We start from the raw sequence: 19,036 nt of genomic DNA, 5'->3' as shown, positions 1-19,036 counted from the left end.
GACGATCGCGAGTGCTCGAATGCATCCTACGGGGCTCATCGGGTTGCGAAAATCGCTGCGATGGGGGAATTGCGCGATAGCGCGTCGCCTGAAACCGCGATGCGGCCCGTCGAACCGCATCGCGGTTTTGGGGTAGTAAGGGAGAAGCAGCAGGTAGAAGCACGGCTTAGCCTCGTCTTGTCGCCATGCGGTCTTTGGGAAGGACTTTGATTTCTGCCGATGCTTGCGACGCAGATTCGCTCGCCCAGTACGGGTTTTGCGGCGGTTTTTTCAAATACGGGAATGCGGCAGGAGCCTTGAAAGCATAGAAGCACGCTTGCCTTTCGCGGTAGCTCGAACCCTTGCGCTTTGCGACGATCAAGCGTTTGACCTCGTTGTGAGGTATACTGGGACGGAAAAACGACCGTGTGCAGCTGGAAGGGAGCAGGCGGGTGCGCTTCTCGCAGGAGTTCAGACTCGAAACGCTGGCGTTCATCGCCTTCTTCGCGACGCTCCCGTTGTATTCTCCCAATCTCGTTCTGTTTTCGGAGTACGGTGCCGCGGATGTGCTTATGCCTTTTTTCGTGAACACGATGATGGTGGCTGCTGCTTTCGTCGGAGTGGTTTCGGCATGGTTCGCTTTTCGCCACGACGCGTCTCTGTTTACGTCCCCGCAGCTCGTCATCGCCTCTTCGGTGCTCTACATCGGTGGTTTCGCCCTGTTCGTTGCGGGCCTTGGCATCGAGGGGTTCGGATCCGAAGGCGTGATGGTCGCAGCGGGTGCCGCCGTCGCCTGCGGTATGGTTCCGATCTGCATCGCGTGGGGCACCTACCTCGCAATGTTCGATCTGCGGCAAGCGCTGTTCTATCTGGCCATCATGGTAGGCGTATCTTCGTTCATCGCGCTCATGCTCTCTTCGGTCGCCATCGAACCGGGGTTGGTTTCGTTTGGGCTGCTCGCACTGATCGGCGTGGCCCTTCCCTGTGCGAAGGCGACGGGTGGAAAGCTCGATCGCGCCGTCGCCGATGCTCCTAACCGCGGCGACCGCGAACTCGGTTACCTTATCGGCGATGCCCCCGTCGCGCCATCCGATTCCAAATCCGGCGTACAGGATCTCCTTGCCAGCGTGCGTAGGATGGCCTCGGTTGCCGCGTTGCCGTTCATCGGTCTGCTCGTGTTCGCGTTCGTGATGGGCGTGCGCAAGTTCATGGTGTTCGATACGTTCTACGTTGAAACGCTCGGCGGCATCGTTGCGACGGTCGTCGTGCTTCCCTTGAGCCTGTTCAAAATCGATCGACCGCTCATGTCGTTTGTTTACCAGGTGTTTCTGCCCGTCTGCGCTATCGTGCTGGTCGTATTGAACGCCTTTCCCTACGGAACTGCAGCCCAGTGGCTTGCATCGACGCTTTCGTATGTGTTCTACGGCATCATAGGCATTCTTGCGCTTGCAAGCCTGTGCGCGATGGCCCATGCCCGCGAGTTCTCTTCACCGTTCATCTACGGGCTTACGGTCGCATGTTTTATGATCGCTTCGTTTCTGGGCATATTGTTCGGGTCGGTTTCCGAGCTTTCCGAGAACGCGGGTCCCATTCTGCTCGTTATCAGCACGGCGTACTTCGGGTTTGTCGTGCTCGCTCCTTTGGCATCCTCATGGCGAAGGGAGCGAGCATCCGAGCTAGAAGCACGCAGGGGGGATGGCAAAGAAGCGCAGAGCGAGCTGCAGCAGCGCATTGAGGCGACAGCTGCGCGCTTCGAGCTTTCTCCGCGTGAAAGCGAGACGCTGGCGTATCTCGGCCGCGGGCACGGGATCGTGTTCATCGCCAAAACGCTTGTCATTTCCGAAAGCACCGTGCGCACTCATGTGAAGAGCATCTATCGCAAGCTCGACGTCTCGTCGCGCGAAGAACTGCTCGAACTGATCGATCGGGGATAAGTCGGGGATAGAATCCCGCGCCGTATTCTTCTGAGGTTTCGTTTCGTACATCCTTGTTCTCTTGTTCTCTGGCATATCAGCATGTAAAATGCATGCATATAGCATGTAAGAGAGAGGATGCGCCATGCCCGCATTGCAGGTGCGAGATTTCCCCGAAGATCTGTACGAAGAGCTTAAGGAGTGCGCCGATCGTAACCATCGCAGCATAGCCCAGCAGACGATCGTCGCCGTGGAGGAGATGCTCGAACGTCAAAATGAGTTGTACTTTTGGGATGGGAGGCAGCTACATCGTCCCGTATGCTCTAACACCCTCGACTTTGACAGTGAAGCACAGCGTGCCAAGCGCATCGCGAAGCGCTTGGCGCTGTTTGAGGGGATCGGTGCGTTGCAATGGCATGGTCCTAAGCCGACTGCAGACGAAATCGTTCAGCTCGTGCACGAGGGTCGGCGGGAGCGCGACCGCCAGATAAGCGATGCCCTCAAGCTGTCTTGCGACAAGGAGGTGTGAGATGATTGTTCTCGACTGCAACGCCGCCATCAATATGCTCGTTGAGACTCCGGAAGGAAAGGGACTTGCGGAGTTGCTCCTCGAGGGAGAAGCCGTCATCTCACCCACTTTCTTTTGCGCAGAAGTCACGCATGTGCTGGAAAAACGGGTTCGGGGCGGTTATTCGGACAAGAAGGAAGCGCTCGCTATGGGTTGCATGTGCTTTGCCCTTGTCGATGAGTTCGTTCCTGATGCAAGCCTATGGGAGGAGGTTCTGTCGGAATCCCTGCGTTTGGAGCATTCGTCGTACGACCTTTTCTATTTCGTTCTCGCTCGGCGCAGAGGAGCCACCTTGTTCACGCTTGATCGCAGACTGCAGGAGCTCTGCCTGGACAATGGGGTAGACTGCATGGTTGCCGATGCGAAATTCTAGCGGGGCGATCGCATTCGTTTTTCATGAAAAGGTGCGTTCGGGGGTCCGTTTGTACGCGTTAGCAAGTACAATAACTAGGTTTGAGTGACGTTCGCCGCTGTCGGGCATCCGGGGGGCGAATAAAAATAGCAACGCTTGAGGAGCAAGAACAGATGACGGACTTTACAAACGAGTACTGCATGCACACCGCGACGTGCGGCGAATTGCGCAAGGAAGATGTAGGCACCGAAGTTGTGTTGACAGGATGGGCTTGGCACAATCGCGATCATGGCGGACTCATCTTCATCGACCTGCGCGACCGCGCAGGCTACACGCAGGTGGTCGTCGACCCCGATTGCGTGAGCGCGGATGATTTTGCGAAGGCGGAGCATCTGGGTCGCGAATACGTGCTCAAGATCGTCGGCACGGTGCGCGAGCGCGGGGCCGATGCGGCGAACCCGAACATGGCAACCGGCGATATCGAGGTGCTCGCCAGCTCCGTCGAGGTACTCAACACGAGCGTGACGCCGCCGTTCTCGATCGAAGACGGCATTGAGACCGATGAGACTACGCGTATGAAGTGGCGTTATCTCGACTTGCGCCGCCCCGAGATGTTCGAAGCGATCCATCTTCGCCACAAGGTTGCGCAGGCCATGCGCACCGCTCTGAACGAGCGCGGCTTCCTTGAGGTCGAAACGCCGATACTCGCAAATTCCACACCCGAGGGCGCGCGCGACTACATTGTGCCTTCCCGCCCGAATCCGGGTCGCTTCTATGCGCTTCCGCAAAGCCCGCAGCAGTTCAAGCAGATGCTCATGGTGGGCGGCATTGAACGCTACTACCAGATTGCGCGGTGCTTCCGCGACGAGGATTTGCGCGCCGATCGCCAACCCGAGTTCACGCAGGTTGACATAGAGATGAGCTTCGTCGAAGAAGATGACGTTCTGAAGCTCATGGAGGACGTCATGGCCGAAGTGCTGAGCGCCGTCGGCGTCGAGCACCAGTTCCCGCTTGAGCGCATGCCCTACGCGGAAGCCATGGACCGCTTTGGAAACGACCGTCCCGATACGCGTTTCGGAATGGAGCTCGTCAACGTCACCGACATAGTGAAGGACTCCGGGTTCAAGGTGTTTTCGAGCGTCGCCCAATCGGGCGGCATCGTGAAGGCCATCAATGCAAAGGGCGCGGGCGACTGGAGCCGTGGGGAAGTCGAGAAACTTGCCGATATCGCTGCCGAAAACGGCGCGAAGGGCATGGCTTGGATCGCGTTCACTTCCGATGGCAACGAGAAGAGCCCGATCATCAAGTTCTTCTCGGATGAAGAGTTTGCCGCGCTCAAGGAGGCGCTTGCCGTAGAGCCGGGCGACCTCGTGCTATTCGCGGCCGATAAGCCCGAGGTTGCCAATGCCGTGCTTTCGGCGCTGCGCCTGCATATGGCCGATGCCCTCAACATTCCGCGCGAAGGCCACAAGTTGCTTTGGGTCGTGAACTTCCCCATGTTCAAGTACGATGAGGATGAGAAGAAGTACGCTGCCGAACATCATCCGTTTACGCAGATCCGCTACGAGGATGTCGATAAGATCGAGGACGCCCCGCTCGAATGCGGCAGCTACTCCTACGATCTCGTCATGGACGGCTTCGAAGCGGGCGGTGGCACCATCCGTATCCACAACGCCGATATGCAGCGCCGCGTGCTGCGCCGTCTCGGATTGACCGACGAGGAGATCGACGAGAAGTTCGGCCACCTCATCCACGCGCTCGAGCTCGGTGCGCCGCCGCACGGCGGCATCGCACTCGGCCTCGACCGTCTGGTGATGCTTTTGGCGAACAAGAAATCGATCCGCGACGTCATCGCGTTCCCGAAGACGAGCTCGGCATCCGATCCGATGACCGGCGCACCGAGTTCGGTGACGGCGCGTCAGCTCAAAGAGGTCAACCTGCGCACGCTGTAGCGGCGCAAGCGCATCGAGCGATAGGAGGTCGCGCTTCGGCGCGGCTTCTTTTTTTCTGGCGGTGCGCACGGTTGGACCGGGACTGCTTTTCTAAACCGCGTGGTGTATTCGCGAGCCGTATTCGTGGAGGAAACCAATCGAATCGGGCTTTTCCGCGGTTTTCTCTTGCGGTTGGAGCCATTGCTCATCATGATGAGTCGACTGAACACGCAGTGCGCATCGCCCTTGGGCGATGACGCCCGATGAGAGAAACGAGTTCCGCATGAAAATCGTCGCCGACTCCTCGGTTATGTTTGACATCGAGCAGGGAAAAGAACGCGGTATCGAGATACTGCCCCTTTCGGTCGCGATCGGCGAAGAGACGTGGGCGGAATACGAACAAATCAGTTCAGACGAGTTTTTATCCCGCGTGCGCGCCGGGGCGATGCCGCAGAGCGCCTCGCCGTCGCCTTCGGCAACGCTTGCGGCGTACGATACCGACGAGGAGGTCGTTCACCTGACCATGGCAAGCGGCCTTTCGGGCTCGTACGAGGTTGCGTGCGGGCTCGCGAAGCAGGCACGGCATCCCGAGCGGGTGCATGTGGTCAACTCGCGCACGCTGTGCATACCCCATCGGGCGCTCGCCCTTTGCGCGGTCGAGTTTGCCAAGCAGTGCGAGAAAGCCGAGGAAGTCATCTCTCGGTTGCAGGCGATGATCGAAAGCGCCCATTCCTATTTGATTCCCGAGGATTTCGATTACCTGCGGCGAGGCGGTCGCCTGACTCCGTTGGCTGCGAAGTTCGCCCATCTTCTCAAGGCAGTTCCCGTAATGATGCAAACGCCCGATGGCGCGCGGCTCGAGCGCATGACGGTGGCGCGCGGGTTCAAAAAGGCAATGGGCGCGATAGTCGAGGATTTGAAGAAGCGCGGCATCACCGATTCCCATTACATCGGCGTGAGCCATGCGGGCAACTATCCGCAGGCGCAATCTGCCGCCAAAGCGCTGGCGGAGGCGTTTCCCCGCTGCGCGAGCGGGATATTCGAGCTGGGTCCCGCGTTCATCACGCAGGGAGGCCCTGATTGCATAGCGGTCCAGGTCATCGATTTGAAAACCGTGCCGAGCGTGGCGATCGCGTAAAGGACGGGGCATCGTACGGGAATATCGAATCGGATCCGTTGCGGTTCGGGCGATGCGGCTGCTGCTTGCCGGATGGCCCGCCGGGATGGAGGTCGTCTGCCAAGAAAAAGCGCCGGGGGCTTCCCGGCGCTTTTTCTTGGCATGCGGTTTTACAGTCCGTCGATGTAAGCGACCAGATCGCCTACGGTGGCAAGCCCTTCGGGTTCCCCGAAGTCGATGTCGCATTTTTCTTCGAGATCGCAGATCAGCTCAACCATGTCGAGCGAATCGACTCCGAGAGAATCGAACGTCGAATCTTCGTTTACCTGATCGGGGGCGATATCGAGGTTCTCCTGCAGGATATCCTTGACGGTATCGATGGTGGCCATTGCGTGTTACCTCCTGTTCTTCGATGGAACCATTGTACTAGAGCTTCTCTTTCCGCGCGCCTGAAAACGCTTGACGGTTTTTCGGCGGCTGCTGCGACGGATCGCCCCTTTCTGCTGCTTGTGCTACCATGGCCGCACGGGATTTCGATGCACGAAAGGATGCGCAATGTCGATCGACAGGGTTCGAGGCTATTTCCGAGAGCGGGGTATCGAGGACAGGATTCGGGAATACGAAACGTCGAGCGCAACGGTGGAGCTTGCTGCGCAGGCGGCGGGCTGCGAGCCGGCGCGCATCGCCAAGACCCTTTCGTTTCGCGTTGGCGAAGACATCGTGCTGGTTGTTGCGGCGGGCGATACGCGCATCGACAACCAGAAGTTCAAGGCGCGGTTCGGATGCAAGGCAAAGATGCTGGCATTCGAAGAGGTCGAGCCTGCCATCGGCCATGCGGTCGGCGGGGTATGCCCGTTCGCCGTGAACGAGGGCGTCTTGATTTATCTGGACGAATCGCTTTGTCGTTTCGAGACGGTCTTTCCTGCATGCGGGAGCGAGAACAGCGCGATCGAGCTTGCGATTGCGGAGCTTGAGAGCCTATCGCGCTCGCTTGGGTGGATCGACGTATGCAGGCTTAAGGAAGCCTGATTTCCGAGGCGCGCTTGCCGCTTCGCTGTTTCGGGGTATAGGTTGTACGGGAGCAAACCGCGCGCGGTGATGCGCGCCCATCGTAAGGAGCAGGCATGGAGTTCATCGATCTTGCAAGGCGTCGCTGTTCGGCGAGGGCGTATCGGGACGAGAAGGTGGAAGAGGAAAAAATCGAAGCAATTCTGCAGGCCGCCCGGATTGCTCCGTCGGCCTGCAATCGGCAACCGGTTTACCTTATCGTCGCCGAAGGCGAAGAGCGAAGGCCGCTTAGCGACTTCGTTTCGTTCGAGTCGTTGTAATCGAGGTCCTCTGTGGCGCGCGATACGGTTTTCTACGTTGTTCGGCACGGACAAACGCTGTTCAACGTTTTGCAGAAGGTGCAGGGTTGGTGTGATTCTCCGCTGACGGAGCAGGGGGTGGCCGTCGCTCGCAAGCTCGGCGCAGGACTTGCTGCGACGCCGTTCTCCGCTGCGTATTCGAGCGATAGCGGCAGGGCGGTGGCCACGCTAGCAGAGGTGCTCGAGCCGAATGCGAGCGAGGTTCAGCCTCGATCCGACTGGCGTCTGCGCGAGTGGTGCTACGGCGATCTCGAAGGCGAACCGGGCTCGAAGCTCCATGACGTACTTGCTCAGGGGTTTGGCGCCGATCTGCCAATGACGGAGCTCAACGGGCGTTTGCCCGAGATCGCCGATGTGCTGGCCGATCGCGATGGATCGGGTCGGTCGGAGCGCTTCGACGCGATCGAGGATCGGGTAACCTCGTTTTTCACCGAAGCGGGTGCGCGCGCTTGCGCTTCGGGCGGCGGCAACGTATTGGTTGTCACCCATGCGTTCACGATAAAGACGCTTTTGTACCTGTACGCCCGCGATCGGGTGAACGAGCGGCCGAAAATCGAGAATGCAAGCGTGACGAAGCTGCGGTTCGATGGGATCTCTTTCGAGGTGGGAACGATCGGCGACACCGCATACGCACGGTAAGGGCGTGCGTATGCGGGCATCGGCGCCGATTCGCCTCGCGCAGTGCGCCTTCCATTGCGGTATCATTGCCTTTTGACGGAAAACGGTGGGAGGATGCATGACCCGATCGGGTATCCGATCATATCTCGGCATTGTAAAGAGGCAGTTTCGCGAGGCGCCGGCGTCATGGCTCGCGTTTTCGGCGCTGCTCGCGTGGATGTTCGGCTTGTATTGGAGCGACCTGTTCGTCGCCCGATCGTTTACGGCGCAGTTCGATTTCCTGCAACTGCGTGCATTGTGGCTTGCCGTCGAGGCTCTGACGCTGATTGCGGCCTATGCGGGCGCGCACCTTGTTTTCAGTCGATCGGCGCCCATCGCCGTCGGTGCGGGCACGCTTCTATTTGCGGGCACCGTTCTCGTGCTGTTCGCTCCCGCCGAATCGGCCTCCGATGGCCTTCGAATCGGCGGAGTGGTTCTCACGGGTATCGGCGGCGCGGCTCTCCTTGCTCTTCAGGGAATCGGATTCGCCCGAAAAGGCCCGAAGACCCTGCTTGTCAACGTGGCCCTTGCTTTGGCGGCAGCCTCGGTCTTCGATTCGATCCTTTTGTACCTGCCGCATGCGCTCCAGCCGATGATCGTGTGTCTGCTCCCAGTCGTTTGCGTGGCGCTTCTTGCCGTGAGGGGCCCGGTCGATCCTGCTTGCTCTGAATTGGAGGTAGATGCGCAGGGGGCAGCGAGTCGGAAAAGAACGCTGGTCGTTCGCATCGTTGCGCTGCCACTTGTCGTCGGGCTTGCGTATGGGCTTATGCAGCGTCTGACGAGCGATGCGTACACCTCGGGAGCCGCCGAGGTGAACGTTGCGACGATCGTTTCGTTTTTCGTTTCGGCGATTTTCATCGCGCTTGCCGCACTGTTCTTCGATTCCCGCAAGCTCATCAAGCTCGTATGCTTCGTTGCGATACCGATCATCGGCATCGCCTTTGTAATGCTGCCGCTGTTTTCCGATGCGGGCGAAGCTGCGCAGGCTATTTGCATCATCGGTTTCAACAGCTTCTATTTCATGGTATGGGCTCTTTGGGCTGGCGATCAGGGAGGCATCGCTTTGTCGAAGCGGTTTGTCCTTGGTTTGTTTGTGCTGGTGGGGGCAGAGTCTCTCGGGTCGTTCGTCGGCATGCAGGTTGTTGCGGCGGTCAGGGATTCGGGGTCGACGCTTGCCGTGGTGTCGCTTGTGGTCGTGTACTTGCTGCTTATGGCGGGAATATTCTCGTTCGATCGCTCGGGTGGAGGTATGCGCGAACCGCAAACCGGGCAAACCGAAGATGCGGATGTCCGGCAGGCGGCGAGCGCGGGGGCTCCTGTGCTCGATCCCGTCGCTTCGAACGGCGAAGTGGAGCTCGCCGATTGGGCAAAGCGCTATCGTCTTTCGGCTCGCGAGGCCGAGGTGTTCGAATTGCTTGCTAGGGGACGCAACAGGGTGTACATTTCGAAAACCTTGTTCATCTCGGATAATACAACGCGCACGCATATGAAAAACGTCTACCGCAAGCTCGGCGTGCATTCCCAGCAGGAGCTGATCGATCTGCTTGAAGGGAAGCACGAGAGTCGATAGCCCGGCGTGCGGAGTGCGTTGGCCCGATCGTCTGGTCGATTCCCGCAAGTGGTTTGGTTTTCGGATGATGCGGACGGCGAGGTGGACGTTTTCGTTTGAATGCTGATAGGCGGAGACTTCAAAGGTCTCCGCCTATCTTCGATTTCGGGCGTTTTGGGGCTTGTCGCGGGGATCTTCCGTGCGACTATCGGGGCCTATGCCTCCTCTTCGGCCAAGGCGTTTTCGCTTGCGCTGCGGCCGAAGGCGAGCGTGGCGAGGATGCCCGTGCCGGTTCCGGGATAATACGATCCCATGAATCCTCCTGCAACCTGTCCTGCGGCGTACAGGTGGGGGATGACTTCGCCGTTCGTATCGATAACCTGTGCGCTTGTGTTGATTTTCAGCCCCCCGAGCGCGCCAAGGTTGTAATCGTAGGTGCGGGTTGCGTAGTAGGGCGGCGTATCGATGGTTTCAAGGCCGCATGCGCGGGTTGGGAACTGGCTATCGGTTTTTTCTTCGGTTGACATATCGGCGTTCCAGGTATCGAGCGCCGCCTGAAGGTTGGCGGCCGGTACGCCGATCTGCTCGGCGAGCGCTTCGATGGTGTCGGCCACGAGCACCGAACCGTCGGCGATCTCTTTGGAGAAGTCGTCGCTCATGGGGCTGACTCCGCCTACGACGGCGCCGGTAAGCGCAGCCGCCTTCGAATCGAAGATACCCCAAGCAATATGGTCTTCCTGGGCAAACACTGCACGGAGCACCCACGCGTAGTGATCAGACTCGCTCACGAAGCGACGGCCGTACTTGTTGACGATGATGCCGGGAACTTCGGGAACGCCGGGAAGGGTAGGCGTGCCCCCGATGTTCCCGGGCAGCCCGATGAATCCGCCCATGCCGTCGAGCGCCGCACCGACCGCCATGCCCATGCGCAGGCCGTCGCCGGTGTTGGTGGCAACGGTGAGGGAGCGACCGTCTTCGAGAGCCTGCACCATGTGGTAATTGAATGCTTTGGCGAACTCTTCGCTGCGATCGTAGCTGCACGTTGCCAAGATGACGGCTTTCTTGCCGCGGTAGCGCTTTTTGTCGTCGGCTACGACGCCGGTGACGACTCCGTCAGCGTTCTGCACGAGCTGCTTTCCCGCGGTGTTGTACACGAATTCGACTCCCGCGTCTTCGGCTGCTTTGAGAAGCGCCGCTACATGGGCCTGACCGTACATGAGGTCGTTCTCATCGGTTCCCGCAAGATGGATGCGGGGTTTGATGACTTCGGGGTCGACGTTGGGAACAGTGCCGTTGCCGTAGACCACTTCGTATTTGATGCCGAGTTCCTTCATGAATTCGATGCAGGAAGGCGCCTGTTCGCATGCGTAGCGGACGAGTTCTTCGTCAAGCTGCCCTTCGCCGCATTGCAGATAGTACTCGGCGTGTTTTTCGGGCGTGTCGTCGCTGACGCCGGCGAACTCTTTCTGCTCGTCGGTACCCGCTGCCTGGATGACACCCGAAGAGTTGGCAGTGTTGCCGCCCGCCATAGCTGCCGCTTCGAGCACGGTAACCTGTGCTCCTCCCTTGGCTGCGACTACGGCTGCAGCAAGACCCGCACCGCCGGCTCCTATGATGAGGACGTCGGCTTCGTGGTCCCACGTTCCCGAATCGGCCGCAGGTTCGTTGCCGTTGGGCGAGCATCCTGTGATTCCGAACGCCGCCAACCCCGCCGCTGCGATTCCCGCTCCAGCCAAAAAGTTTCTTCTCGTGACGCTTGTCTCCATGATTCCCTCCAATTGAATCGATGACGTCGCTTTGGTGATGCGATGGTCGAAACTATAGGATCGAGGGAGGTCTTTGAGATCACATAGGTGATGTGAAAAGCGATGTGAAAGATGCAAAAAAGCTGATGGGAGCCTTGCTGGTTTGGTGATTCCCGGCCGCTCATTTCGATGCGGCTCTTCCTATCAGATGTGAAAACCGGGCTTTGTCGTCGACGGCAATCCCGATCGCCTCAACGGTTTTCTCGGTTCCGAAGAAGGTTTCGATTCTGACGGGTTTCGCGAATACGAGCCACCCGCTGGGATTTCCCATCATGCCGAGGTCGATGAGCTTCGCCTTGTCAGTTTCGGGAGCTCTCTCGACGAAAGCCGCAACGGCATCAAGCGGTACGTCGGCGGAAAAGCGCATGCCCGAACGAATCTGCACGACGTCGTTCTTAACGGCTATGGGGTTGAGGATGGATGCTCGGCAGTCGGCCAGAGCGGCTCGGGCGGTTGCGTTCGGGGCGAGGGCGATTGCCGCTGCGCCGAACAAGTAGAGAAGAGCCAGGCATGCAAGGGCGATTGCATTGGGAGCGCTATTCCTGATGTCGGGCATATCCTTCCCTTTCCCTCGCATCGATCGAATGCGGATCGGCTTGTTTGTCGTTCAGGTTCCTCATGCTCCGGGCAAGCAGGGCGCATGCGGTGATGACGAGCCATGCGGTGACGAGCGCCCACGAGGCAACTTCAAGGCCTATCCCCGAAACGAGTGCCGAGGTTGCGAAGAGGGCGACGGGTGCGGCGATGAGCAAGAGCGAGTTCTGCGTGCCGAGCGCGCTTCCCCGACGGTTTTCGGGGATCCTGTCGAACATGAAGAATCCGAGCAAAGCCGATGCCGGTCCTGCGGCGAATCCGAGCGTGAATGCTCCCGCAAGCATGATCGGGTAGCTCGGCAGCGATCCCATTATGATGACGCCTATGGCCATGCCGGACAGCGAGAGGACGTACCATGTCCTTCGGCTCAGTTTCTGGGTAAGCGCAGCGTAGACGAGAGATCCGACGAGCAGTCCCACCGACATGACGGAAAGCGTGTAGCCGAGAAGTTCGGGCGAATTCGCTTGGGTGAAGAACACCGGCAGCACGAGCCCCTGGTAGCTTCCCATGACCATGACGATGCCGAAGGTCATGAGCGTTGCAGCGCGCAAAACGGGATCGCCCTTGAACAGAACGCGGGCACCTTCCATAGCCGAAGTCCAGGCGGCCTTCGCAAGCGAGCCCGCATCGAAGGCGGTCGTCGAACGATCGTGCGTTTCGGCAACGGAAACCTGCGAGGCTGAAAGGGCGTCTTGATTCGCTGGATCCGCGTTCGAATCGACGGCTCCGACTGAACGGGGAAGCGTCATGGTCGTAAGGGATGCGCACAGTGAGAGCGCTGCGGTGATCCATAGACAGGGAACCGAGCCGATAACGCCCATGAGCAGGGCGGCAAGCGCTGGTCCCACGATGGTTACAATGGAATCGAGCGACTGCGTGAGCCCAAGGAACCGCTGGAGATCCACGCCGTCACGTTCGACGACGGTGGGCAGCATCGCATCGCGGGCCGTCATGCCGGGGATGTCGCCTACGGCTCCGAGGATGCCGAACAGTACGAACCAGCCGAAGCTGAGCCCCACCGTCATGTCGATGAGGGGGAGTGCCGCTACGCAGAGCGCCGAAACGATATCGGAGACGATGGAGACGTTGCGGCGGTTGAGCCTGTCGAGCACGGCTCCCCCGAGCACGCCTGCGAGCACCTGCGGCACGGCGCATGCGAGGGCGAGCGTGCCTGCTGCAAGCGGATCCCCTGTGGTGGCAAGCAGTATCAGCGGCAGCGCGATGCCGGCAACGGAATTGCCGAGCAGCGAGAGGGCGCTGGCGATGAGGAAGCGTATGGTGGTGGACTTTCCGGACATAGTGTTTCCTTTCTTCTCAGAAAGGAGTAAAAACCCAGACGTTGCGTCCGAGTCAAGGGAAGTCTTGGAAATAGTGGAGAATTGCGAAACGATGCAGCGGCACTCGGACTGCTTATCCGGGTTCCCGCTATTCCGATCGCATCGACTTTCCCGTTACGCGCTTCTGGATTATGTCGATGACGCGATCGCATACGTCTTTTTGAGCGGGGGTAAGCGCCTGCTCCTGGTACTGTTTGAATATCGCTTCGGCACGCAGTTCCTCTTCGGTGGGGTCAGCCTCCCAATTCGATGTGTCGAAGCAATCCATGACCCTGTCGATGACGCCGATGACCCTGTCGATGACGGCAGATTTCTGCGCCTCGTCGGCATCTTCGGGCAGGTCGATGATCCAGTCGTTTATCTTGATGTAGTCGTCGACAAGGCCCCGCTCGATGATCGCCTGGTACACCGCCTCGGTCTCGTCGAGATCCGATTCGCTGAGCATTGCGCCGGCTAGCAGCATGACGGTGCGTTCGCTTCTCATCATATCGTCGGGCAGCCCGTGATCTTTGAGCGTGCTGATGATCGAGGCGAGCCTCACTGGGACGTCGGCATCGAGTTCATGGGATCTGATCATGGCGAGCGTTCTGCGTTTCCGCTCCAAAAGCTCGATCTGTCCGACGAGTTCGCGGTCGAGTGATTCGAGCAGGTCGGCAGCTTTCGAGCGATCGTCGGAATCGAGGGTTTCGAGCATGCCCCCGATGTCTTCGAGCGAGAAGCCGAGCGAGGCAAGATGCTTGATTCGCAGGAGCCGGACAAGATCGTCGATCGAATAGTTGCAATACCCGTTGTCTCCCCGCTTCGGTTCGGGAAGGAGGCCGATCGTACGGTAGTGGCGCAGCGTTCGCACCGTTACGCCGGCGAGTTGTGCGAGCTCCCCGCTTTTCAAATCGGCCTCCTTTGCAGTTCTCGCATGCGGTGCAGCGCGTGCGAATTCTTTTCTTAACGCGGCGTGCGAACCATGGCGCGCTCGTACACGTCGAATTTGGGATCGGTGAAGCGATGCACGGTTTCGAACCCGAAGTGCCCGTACAGCGATTCGAGGCGATCGGTGTAGCATTCGAGGTAGCAGTTGAGTCCGTGCTGGTCGGCGTAATCGAGAAACGGGGTGACGAGCCTGCGGAATGCGCCCGATCCGCGCATGTCGGGGTTGACTCCGACGGAAAAGAAGTGGATGAAATCCTTTCCTTCGGTTTCCGGGATCATCCATTTGAAGTTGGAGATCGGCTCCATTTCCACGGCGCGCTTGTAGAGCGCCGTTTTTTCTTCTTCGGTCAGTACCGCTTCTGCCATCATCTCGGTTGCCTGGTCTTCGAGATCGCTCCAGATGTTGCCCTTGAGATCGCTTGAAAGGTAAGCGCCTGTTCCTGCAGCCATGTCGGGCAGCATGTAGCAGCATTCGAAGGGGGTTCCCACGATGAAGTCGTACTTCATGATGGCGCGCGATATCTCGAGCTTGCGATCGGCGGTCGTGCCGATTTCGTCAAGCGCTTCGAGCCATGCTTCGGTCCAGAGTTCTTCCATGAAGCTTTTCCCCATCATGCAAGCGAGCTTTTCGATGGTTTCGATTTGATCGGGTTCAACGGTAACGAGTCCTGGCAGTTGCATGACGTGCATCCTTCTCTTGTTCGGGTCTATGGGTCCAACAGCCGATTCTGCCACAGGTTGACTTGCCCGTCGAGTGTCTGGCCCCCTATTGCGGAAGAGCTGCATGAATCGATGCGGACGGGTTCGGCGGTTTGTGCTGCACGAAACCGGCTGGGAGCGGGTGGGAAAGGCTATGGGTAACGGGAACGTTGTTCGGTCGCGCCAAAACTCACTCGACAACGTTGTGCTCATTGGTATGTAGAGGACCGCTTTTAAAGCTTGCTAACTGCTGATATCGTTGATATCATTCTTCTCATGACACAAGGAGGAGCTATGTCCGATTTGCTTATTCGGAATATCGATTACGAGACGAAACGTGCTCTTGTCGCCCGCGCGGCTCGAAACGGCCGGTCGCAGCAAGCAGAGGCGCGAGCCATTATCGAGTCTGCCTTGGACGAAGATACTTGCGATTGGGTTTCTCTGTTGCGCAATGCCGCTGCGTTGTCCGACGGCATCGAAATAGAGGTTCCCGCGCGCCATTCTGCTCGCGTTCTCGATACCGAAGGCTGGCTATGAAGTATGTCGCCGACACCAATGTAGTGTCCGAACTCATGAAGAAAGAACCCTCCGTTGAAGTCGTTGATTGGTTTTTCGATCATGAAGGTGATGTTTATCTTACTTCGGTTACGATAAAAGAGCTGTACTTCGGCATGCTCCGACTTCCGGAAGGAAAGCGAAGACGACGTTTGGAGGAAACGATAGGCGCCATAGCGCTCGACTGCTCCGATAAAACATTCTCGTTCGACGCGTTCAGTGGCTATCTGTGCGCCCGCCTCCATGAGCTGGCTCTTGCCAGTGGGCGAACACCTACCATGGAAGATCTCATGATTGCCGCCATATGCCAGCGTAACAGCGCAGTGCTTGCTACGCGCAACATAAAAGATTTCGACTATCTAGGAATCGAAGCAGTTAACCCTTTCGAGCCGGCGGCGCGGTAGACCCGGGTGGCAATCTCGGGCCTCCGCATTCGAAAGGATGAAGTTCCCAGCCCCGTTGGCTAGCGCACCCGTTCGATTTTCGCCCGAATCCCTCCGCGGAGATTCGGAAGCCCCTGTGCGGGGTCGAGGTTCCATGGCTCGTCGGAAAACAGCATGCCGTCGTTGTAAAGGCATGCGCCGCTCAATCCCTTGCCGAGTCCCTGCGGCGTTTCGGGCTTCCACCAGCCATGGGGAACCCTCAGCGTGCCTTTGGGTTGCCGTTCGTCGATTACGGCTAGCAGCCGAACCGATCCATGCGCTGTCGTTACCGTCGTCCAGTCGCCTTCGTCTATTCCGAAGCGCTCGGCGTCTGCAGGATTGAGGTACGCTTCGGGTTCGGGCTCCCTCATTCTGAGGGCCGGTATCTGGTGGTGGTTGGTGTTGTACGAACATTTCTCGCGCACTCCGGCGAACACGGTCAGCGGATACTCCGTTTCGTCTGCGTCGGGTTCGCTCGGGTCTTCGTAGGACGGGAGGGGGTCGCAGCCGAGCGCTTCGAGCACCGAGCTTTTCAGCTCGACCTTGCCCGACGGGGTGAGAAACGCGCCAGCGGCGATCGGGCGGCAGGGTTCTGCTGGCCGCTCGCTCGCCTCTGCCCACGTTTTCCCGATCGGCGCCAGCCGAAAATCGTACAGCTCGTAGCAATCGCGCCAGGGAAACGCCTCGTCCAAACCCATTCGATCGGCGAGCTCCTTGATGACGAAATACCAATCCCGGCATTCTCCTGCAGGCTCGCAAAAGGCTTGGCAGAACGTGGCGACGGGAGCGACGTCGAAGGTGGGTCCCATGATATCGCGCTCCATCCACGCATCGCCCGGAAGAACGTAATCCGCAAGCTGCGCGGTCGGCGTCATCCAGTGATCGTATACGACGACCAGCTCCTGGGCGAGTAGCGCCTCGATGATTCCCTGCTGGTTCGCGTAGCTCATAACCGTGTTGTTGCCGACGGCGAAAAACGCCTTGATCGGGTAGGGCCGCGCCGTTCGCATGGCTTCGAAAAGGCTTGCGGGATGGGCGGTGCAACTGCAGCCCATGATGTCGGGCACGTGATCCAGACCCGCCGAGCGGCAGGGCTTCTCGTAGAGATCCATTCCCTTGAAGCTGAGGAGCGGGTAGGCCTCGGAGCCGATCTGCTTGTCGCGCTGTTCCTGGGAAAGGGCTTCGTAATCGGCGAGCTGGGTATTGGAAACGGGGCCGGTGCTGGGGCCGACCACATGCTCCGATTTGTTCACGAATCCGCACAAAGCCCGCAGGATGCACTGGCAGCGCAGAACGGAGGTGGAGTTTTTCTGCATGTCGCCGACCACGCCCCATGGGATGATGGCGGCGTTGGCGTTCGCGTAAAGCCGGGCGGTCGTCCGAATCGTTTCGGCGTCGATTCCGCAGAGGGATGCCGCGGTTTCGGGCGAATAGGCGCGGGCGCGTTCGGCAAGCTCTTCGAATCCGATGGTGCGATTCTCGACGAATTCGCGGTCGTACAGGCCTTCTTCGATGATGACGTTGATCCAGGCGAGCAGCAATGCCCCGTCGGTTCCGTAATTGATGCGGAGGTGATGATCGGCAAGCAGCGCGGTATCGGTGATGCGGGGGTCGACCTCGATGAGCTTCGCTCCCCGTGCCAGCGCCGCTTTCAGTTTGAGGAATTCGGCGGGCCAAAGCTCCGGCCCGCGATTCTGTCCGAAGTAGACGATAAGGTCGGCGTGCTCCCAATCGGCGGCGGTGTACCAGCCGTACGTCGCACGGTGCACCTGAGCGGTGTTGCCCATGCAGAGGAGGACCGGTGCGATGTAGTTCGGGCTTCCGAGGTGGTTCATGAATCGTCTCGTGATGCCGCCGAACCCGATGTTGAGGGGCATTTCGGATACGGCAAACGCTTCGGCGCCGTATTTCTCGATGATTGCAGCAAGGCGCTCGGCTATTTCGTCAAGGGCCTGGCCCCATTCGATCTCCCGCCAAACGGGGTTCGTTCGCGATCCTACGTTCTTTCGCGGTTTCGTGATGCGGTCGGGGTGGTTGCGGTAGTCGCGCCACAGGTGCGCTTTCGAGCAGATGGCGGGCAGGTTTGGGTCGAGCGGGGAAACGGCGATGCCTTCGTCGTTTCGAATGGCGACGGCGCATCCCCCGTCGCAGAATACGCACGTGCTGTGCCTGAATCCCCCGGGGTCGATATCAGTCATGAGAACCTTCTTCCCGTGCCGCTCGTCTTTCGGGTATGGTACCTCTTTCGGGGTGTTTCGGATAGGGCTTTGGGGCGTTTCTGCGCCTCTGATCCACCGAAGCCTTCTTGCGATTGCGCCCGTAGCCGGTGGAAAACTGTGCGAAAATGCAAAAAACTTCTTGACCCTCCTCTTGGGGGAGACGGTTGAATGCAATGCGAAGGAGGTGAGGACATGCTCTACATAGGGAGTTTCTCGAAGATGGGCAAGACGACGGTGAAGACGCTGCATTACTACGACAGGATCGGTCTTTTGCGCCCGGAGGCCGTCGATCGGTCGACGGGCTATCGCCTCTACACGACGCGGCAGCTTGTCGAGCTGCACCGCATCCAGTCTCTACGTCAAGCAGGTCTTTCGGTTGACGAGGTTGCGGCCGTGTTCGACGGTGCCGGCATCCGCGGTATCCTTGAGCGGAGACAAGCCGAGGTTGCCCGGGAGCTCCGCGAACGCGAAGAACGGCTCGCACGCATTGCATTCATCTTGGACAACGAAGACAAGGAGTTTTTCATGGACTACCAGGTAACGATCAAAGATATTCCCAGCTGCATCGTGTACACGAAGGAACTGACCGTTCCCGACTACACGGCGTACTTCGAGGTCATTCCGGCTATCGGCCGTGCCGTCAGATCGGCGAACCCCGATTTGAAATGCGCCGATCCCGAGTACTGCTTCATTACGTATCTCGATGGCGAATACAAGGAAAAGGATATCAGCATCCAATACAACGAGGCCGTCACGTCATACGGCACCGAGGTGGATGGGATCTACTTTCACGAAACGAACCCGGTGAGCGTTGCTTCGATCATGCACAAGGGACCGTACGCCGATCTTCCGCAGGCGTATGCGTTCGTGCTCGATTGGGTGGAGAAGAACGGGTATCGAATCGTCGAGAGCCCGCGCGAAAGCTACATCGACGGCATCTGGAACCAGAGCGAGGAAGCCGACTGGCTGACCGAGGTGCAGGTTCCGATCGAGAAGAAATAGGCATCTTCGCGCAAGGGCCGATCTTGCGAGTTAGGCGAGATCG

The 19,036-nt window shown here is 59.0% G+C and carries 19 protein-coding genes; 12 read left to right on the top strand and 7 right to left on the bottom strand.

Annotation, left to right across the window (positions count from 1 at the left end; all coding sequences use genetic code 11):
* The first annotated feature begins 407 nt into the window (after positions 1-407).
* The 5 genes from C1719_RS12550 to C1719_RS12530 all read left to right on the top strand — a co-directional run bounded on the left by C1719_RS12550 (position 408) and on the right by C1719_RS12530 (position 5,881).
* Entirely contained in the window at positions 408-1,913 is a 1,506-nt protein-coding gene (locus C1719_RS12550) for a helix-turn-helix transcriptional regulator (protein ID WP_146007901.1), read from the top strand.
* 124 nt (positions 1,914-2,037) lie between these two features.
* Complete coding sequence (locus tag C1719_RS12545) at positions 2,038-2,421, top strand: argininosuccinate lyase (protein WP_102375422.1); 384 nt, start codon at positions 2,038-2,040, stop codon at positions 2,419-2,421.
* Position 2,422: 1 nt separating this feature from the next.
* Positions 2,423-2,833, top strand: coding sequence for a type II toxin-antitoxin system VapC family toxin (locus C1719_RS12540; RefSeq protein ID WP_102375421.1), 411 nt, complete (start codon positions 2,423-2,425; stop codon positions 2,831-2,833).
* Between the two features lie 152 nt (positions 2,834-2,985).
* Positions 2,986-4,764, top strand: coding sequence for an aspartate--tRNA ligase (gene aspS, locus C1719_RS12535; protein WP_102375420.1), 1,779 nt, complete (start codon positions 2,986-2,988; stop codon positions 4,762-4,764).
* A 262-nt stretch (positions 4,765-5,026) separates the two neighbouring features.
* Positions 5,027-5,881 carry a DegV family protein gene (locus C1719_RS12530; protein ID WP_102375419.1) on the top strand — a complete coding sequence of 285 codons (855 nt, stop codon included), beginning with the start codon at positions 5,027-5,029 and terminating at the stop codon, positions 5,879-5,881.
* Positions 5,882-6,030: 149 nt separating this feature from the next.
* Here the strand turns inward: C1719_RS12530 and C1719_RS12525 are convergent, their stop codons facing one another.
* Positions 6,031-6,249 carry an acyl carrier protein gene (locus C1719_RS12525; RefSeq protein WP_102375418.1) on the bottom strand — a complete coding sequence of 73 codons (219 nt, stop codon included), beginning with the start codon at positions 6,247-6,249 and terminating at the stop codon, positions 6,031-6,033.
* A gap of 166 nt (positions 6,250-6,415) precedes the next feature.
* On the opposite strand from C1719_RS12525, the gene C1719_RS12520 reads away from it, so the two are divergent.
* The 4 genes from C1719_RS12520 (at position 6,416) to C1719_RS12505 (ending at position 9,454) form a co-directional block, all read left to right on the top strand.
* Entirely contained in the window at positions 6,416-6,889 is a 474-nt protein-coding gene (locus C1719_RS12520; protein WP_102375417.1) for a YbaK/EbsC family protein, read from the top strand.
* Between the two features lie 95 nt (positions 6,890-6,984).
* The gene (locus C1719_RS12515) at positions 6,985-7,188 is read left to right on the top strand and encodes a nitroreductase family protein (RefSeq protein WP_102375416.1); all 204 of its coding nucleotides are present in this window, start codon (positions 6,985-6,987) and stop codon (positions 7,186-7,188) included.
* Between the two features lie 12 nt (positions 7,189-7,200).
* Positions 7,201-7,866 (top strand): histidine phosphatase family protein, encoded by a 666-nt coding sequence (locus C1719_RS12510; RefSeq protein ID WP_102375415.1) that lies wholly within the window; start codon positions 7,201-7,203, stop codon positions 7,864-7,866.
* A gap of 97 nt (positions 7,867-7,963) precedes the next feature.
* A complete protein-coding gene (locus tag C1719_RS12505; protein ID WP_102375414.1) occupies positions 7,964-9,454 on the top strand; it encodes a helix-turn-helix transcriptional regulator in 1,491 nt (496 codons plus the stop codon).
* A 194-nt stretch (positions 9,455-9,648) separates the two neighbouring features.
* Here C1719_RS12505 and C1719_RS12500 read toward each other — a convergent pair whose 3' ends face one another.
* The 5 genes from C1719_RS12500 to C1719_RS12480 form a co-directional block, all read right to left on the bottom strand.
* Complete coding sequence (locus C1719_RS12500; protein WP_102375413.1) at positions 9,649-11,199, bottom strand: FAD-dependent oxidoreductase; 1,551 nt, start codon at positions 11,197-11,199, stop codon at positions 9,649-9,651.
* 160 nt (positions 11,200-11,359) lie between these two features.
* Positions 11,360-11,794, bottom strand: coding sequence for a hypothetical protein (locus tag C1719_RS12495; protein WP_102375412.1), 435 nt, complete (start codon positions 11,792-11,794; stop codon positions 11,360-11,362).
* Positions 11,775-13,130: an MFS transporter gene (locus C1719_RS12490; RefSeq protein ID WP_102375411.1), complete on the bottom strand. Its 1,356-nt coding sequence runs from the start codon at positions 13,128-13,130 to the stop codon at positions 11,775-11,777. Before C1719_RS12490 ends, C1719_RS12495 begins: the two co-directional genes overlap by 20 nt.
* Before the next feature lie 127 nt (positions 13,131-13,257).
* A complete protein-coding gene (locus C1719_RS12485) occupies positions 13,258-14,058 on the bottom strand; it encodes a MerR family transcriptional regulator (protein ID WP_180963590.1) in 801 nt (266 codons plus the stop codon).
* Positions 14,059-14,111: 53 nt separating this feature from the next.
* Positions 14,112-14,777 carry a GNAT family N-acetyltransferase gene (locus tag C1719_RS12480; RefSeq protein WP_102375409.1) on the bottom strand — a complete coding sequence of 222 codons (666 nt, stop codon included), beginning with the start codon at positions 14,775-14,777 and terminating at the stop codon, positions 14,112-14,114.
* Positions 14,778-15,089: 312 nt separating this feature from the next.
* Here C1719_RS12480 and C1719_RS12475 point away from each other — a divergent pair, with 312 nt between their 5' ends.
* Both C1719_RS12475 and C1719_RS12470 read left to right on the top strand, forming a co-directional pair.
* Positions 15,090-15,332 (top strand): FitA-like ribbon-helix-helix domain-containing protein, encoded by a 243-nt coding sequence (locus C1719_RS12475; protein WP_102375408.1) that lies wholly within the window; start codon positions 15,090-15,092, stop codon positions 15,330-15,332.
* Complete coding sequence (locus C1719_RS12470) at positions 15,329-15,754, top strand: type II toxin-antitoxin system VapC family toxin (protein ID WP_102375407.1); 426 nt, start codon at positions 15,329-15,331, stop codon at positions 15,752-15,754. The genes C1719_RS12475 and C1719_RS12470 overlap by 4 nt, the downstream gene beginning before the upstream one ends.
* 59 nt (positions 15,755-15,813) lie before the next feature.
* On the opposite strand, the gene C1719_RS12465 is transcribed toward C1719_RS12470, so the two are convergent.
* Entirely contained in the window at positions 15,814-17,970 is a 2,157-nt protein-coding gene (locus C1719_RS12465; RefSeq protein WP_180963589.1) for a molybdopterin-containing oxidoreductase family protein, read from the bottom strand.
* Between the two features lie 213 nt (positions 17,971-18,183).
* Between C1719_RS12465 and C1719_RS12460 the strand changes: the two genes are divergently transcribed.
* Entirely contained in the window at positions 18,184-18,993 is an 810-nt protein-coding gene (locus tag C1719_RS12460; protein ID WP_180963588.1) for a MerR family transcriptional regulator, read from the top strand.
* Positions 18,994-19,036: the final 43 nt, after the last annotated feature.

This window comes from Raoultibacter massiliensis (assembly GCF_900199545.1).
GTDB lineage: Bacteria > Actinomycetota > Coriobacteriia > Coriobacteriales > Eggerthellaceae > Raoultibacter > Raoultibacter massiliensis.
Note: the sequence above shows the minus strand (reverse complement) of the source record. Positions and strands in the feature narration are given on the sequence as shown.

What these genes read in the sequence shown, in the direction of transcription:
- C1719_RS12465 (WP_180963589.1), bottom strand. Translation starts at nt 17,970, where the DNA reads ATGACTGATATCGACCCCGGGGGATTCAGGCACAGCACGTGCGTATTC.
- aspS (WP_102375420.1), top strand. Translation starts at nt 2,986, where the DNA reads ATGACGGACTTTACAAACGAGTACTGCATGCACACCGCGACGTGCGGC.
- C1719_RS12475 (WP_102375408.1), top strand. Translation starts at nt 15,090, where the DNA reads ATGTCCGATTTGCTTATTCGGAATATCGATTACGAGACGAAACGTGCT.
- C1719_RS12525 (WP_102375418.1), bottom strand. Translation starts at nt 6,249, where the DNA reads ATGGCCACCATCGATACCGTCAAGGATATCCTGCAGGAGAACCTCGAT.
- C1719_RS12500 (WP_102375413.1), bottom strand. Translation starts at nt 11,199, where the DNA reads ATGGAGACAAGCGTCACGAGAAGAAACTTTTTGGCTGGAGCGGGAATC.
- C1719_RS12505 (WP_102375414.1), top strand. Translation starts at nt 7,964, where the DNA reads ATGACCCGATCGGGTATCCGATCATATCTCGGCATTGTAAAGAGGCAG.
- C1719_RS12490 (WP_102375411.1), bottom strand. Translation starts at nt 13,130, where the DNA reads ATGTCCGGAAAGTCCACCACCATACGCTTCCTCATCGCCAGCGCCCTC.
- C1719_RS12470 (WP_102375407.1), top strand. Translation starts at nt 15,329, where the DNA reads ATGAAGTATGTCGCCGACACCAATGTAGTGTCCGAACTCATGAAGAAA.
- C1719_RS12515 (WP_102375416.1), top strand. Translation starts at nt 6,985, where the DNA reads ATGGAGTTCATCGATCTTGCAAGGCGTCGCTGTTCGGCGAGGGCGTAT.
- C1719_RS12460 (WP_180963588.1), top strand. Translation starts at nt 18,184, where the DNA reads ATGCTCTACATAGGGAGTTTCTCGAAGATGGGCAAGACGACGGTGAAG.
- C1719_RS12545 (WP_102375422.1), top strand. Translation starts at nt 2,038, where the DNA reads ATGCCCGCATTGCAGGTGCGAGATTTCCCCGAAGATCTGTACGAAGAG.
- C1719_RS12540 (WP_102375421.1), top strand. Translation starts at nt 2,423, where the DNA reads ATGATTGTTCTCGACTGCAACGCCGCCATCAATATGCTCGTTGAGACT.
- C1719_RS12495 (WP_102375412.1), bottom strand. Translation starts at nt 11,794, where the DNA reads ATGCCCGACATCAGGAATAGCGCTCCCAATGCAATCGCCCTTGCATGC.
- C1719_RS12530 (WP_102375419.1), top strand. Translation starts at nt 5,027, where the DNA reads ATGAAAATCGTCGCCGACTCCTCGGTTATGTTTGACATCGAGCAGGGA.
- C1719_RS12480 (WP_102375409.1), bottom strand. Translation starts at nt 14,777, where the DNA reads ATGCAACTGCCAGGACTCGTTACCGTTGAACCCGATCAAATCGAAACC.
- C1719_RS12520 (WP_102375417.1), top strand. Translation starts at nt 6,416, where the DNA reads ATGTCGATCGACAGGGTTCGAGGCTATTTCCGAGAGCGGGGTATCGAG.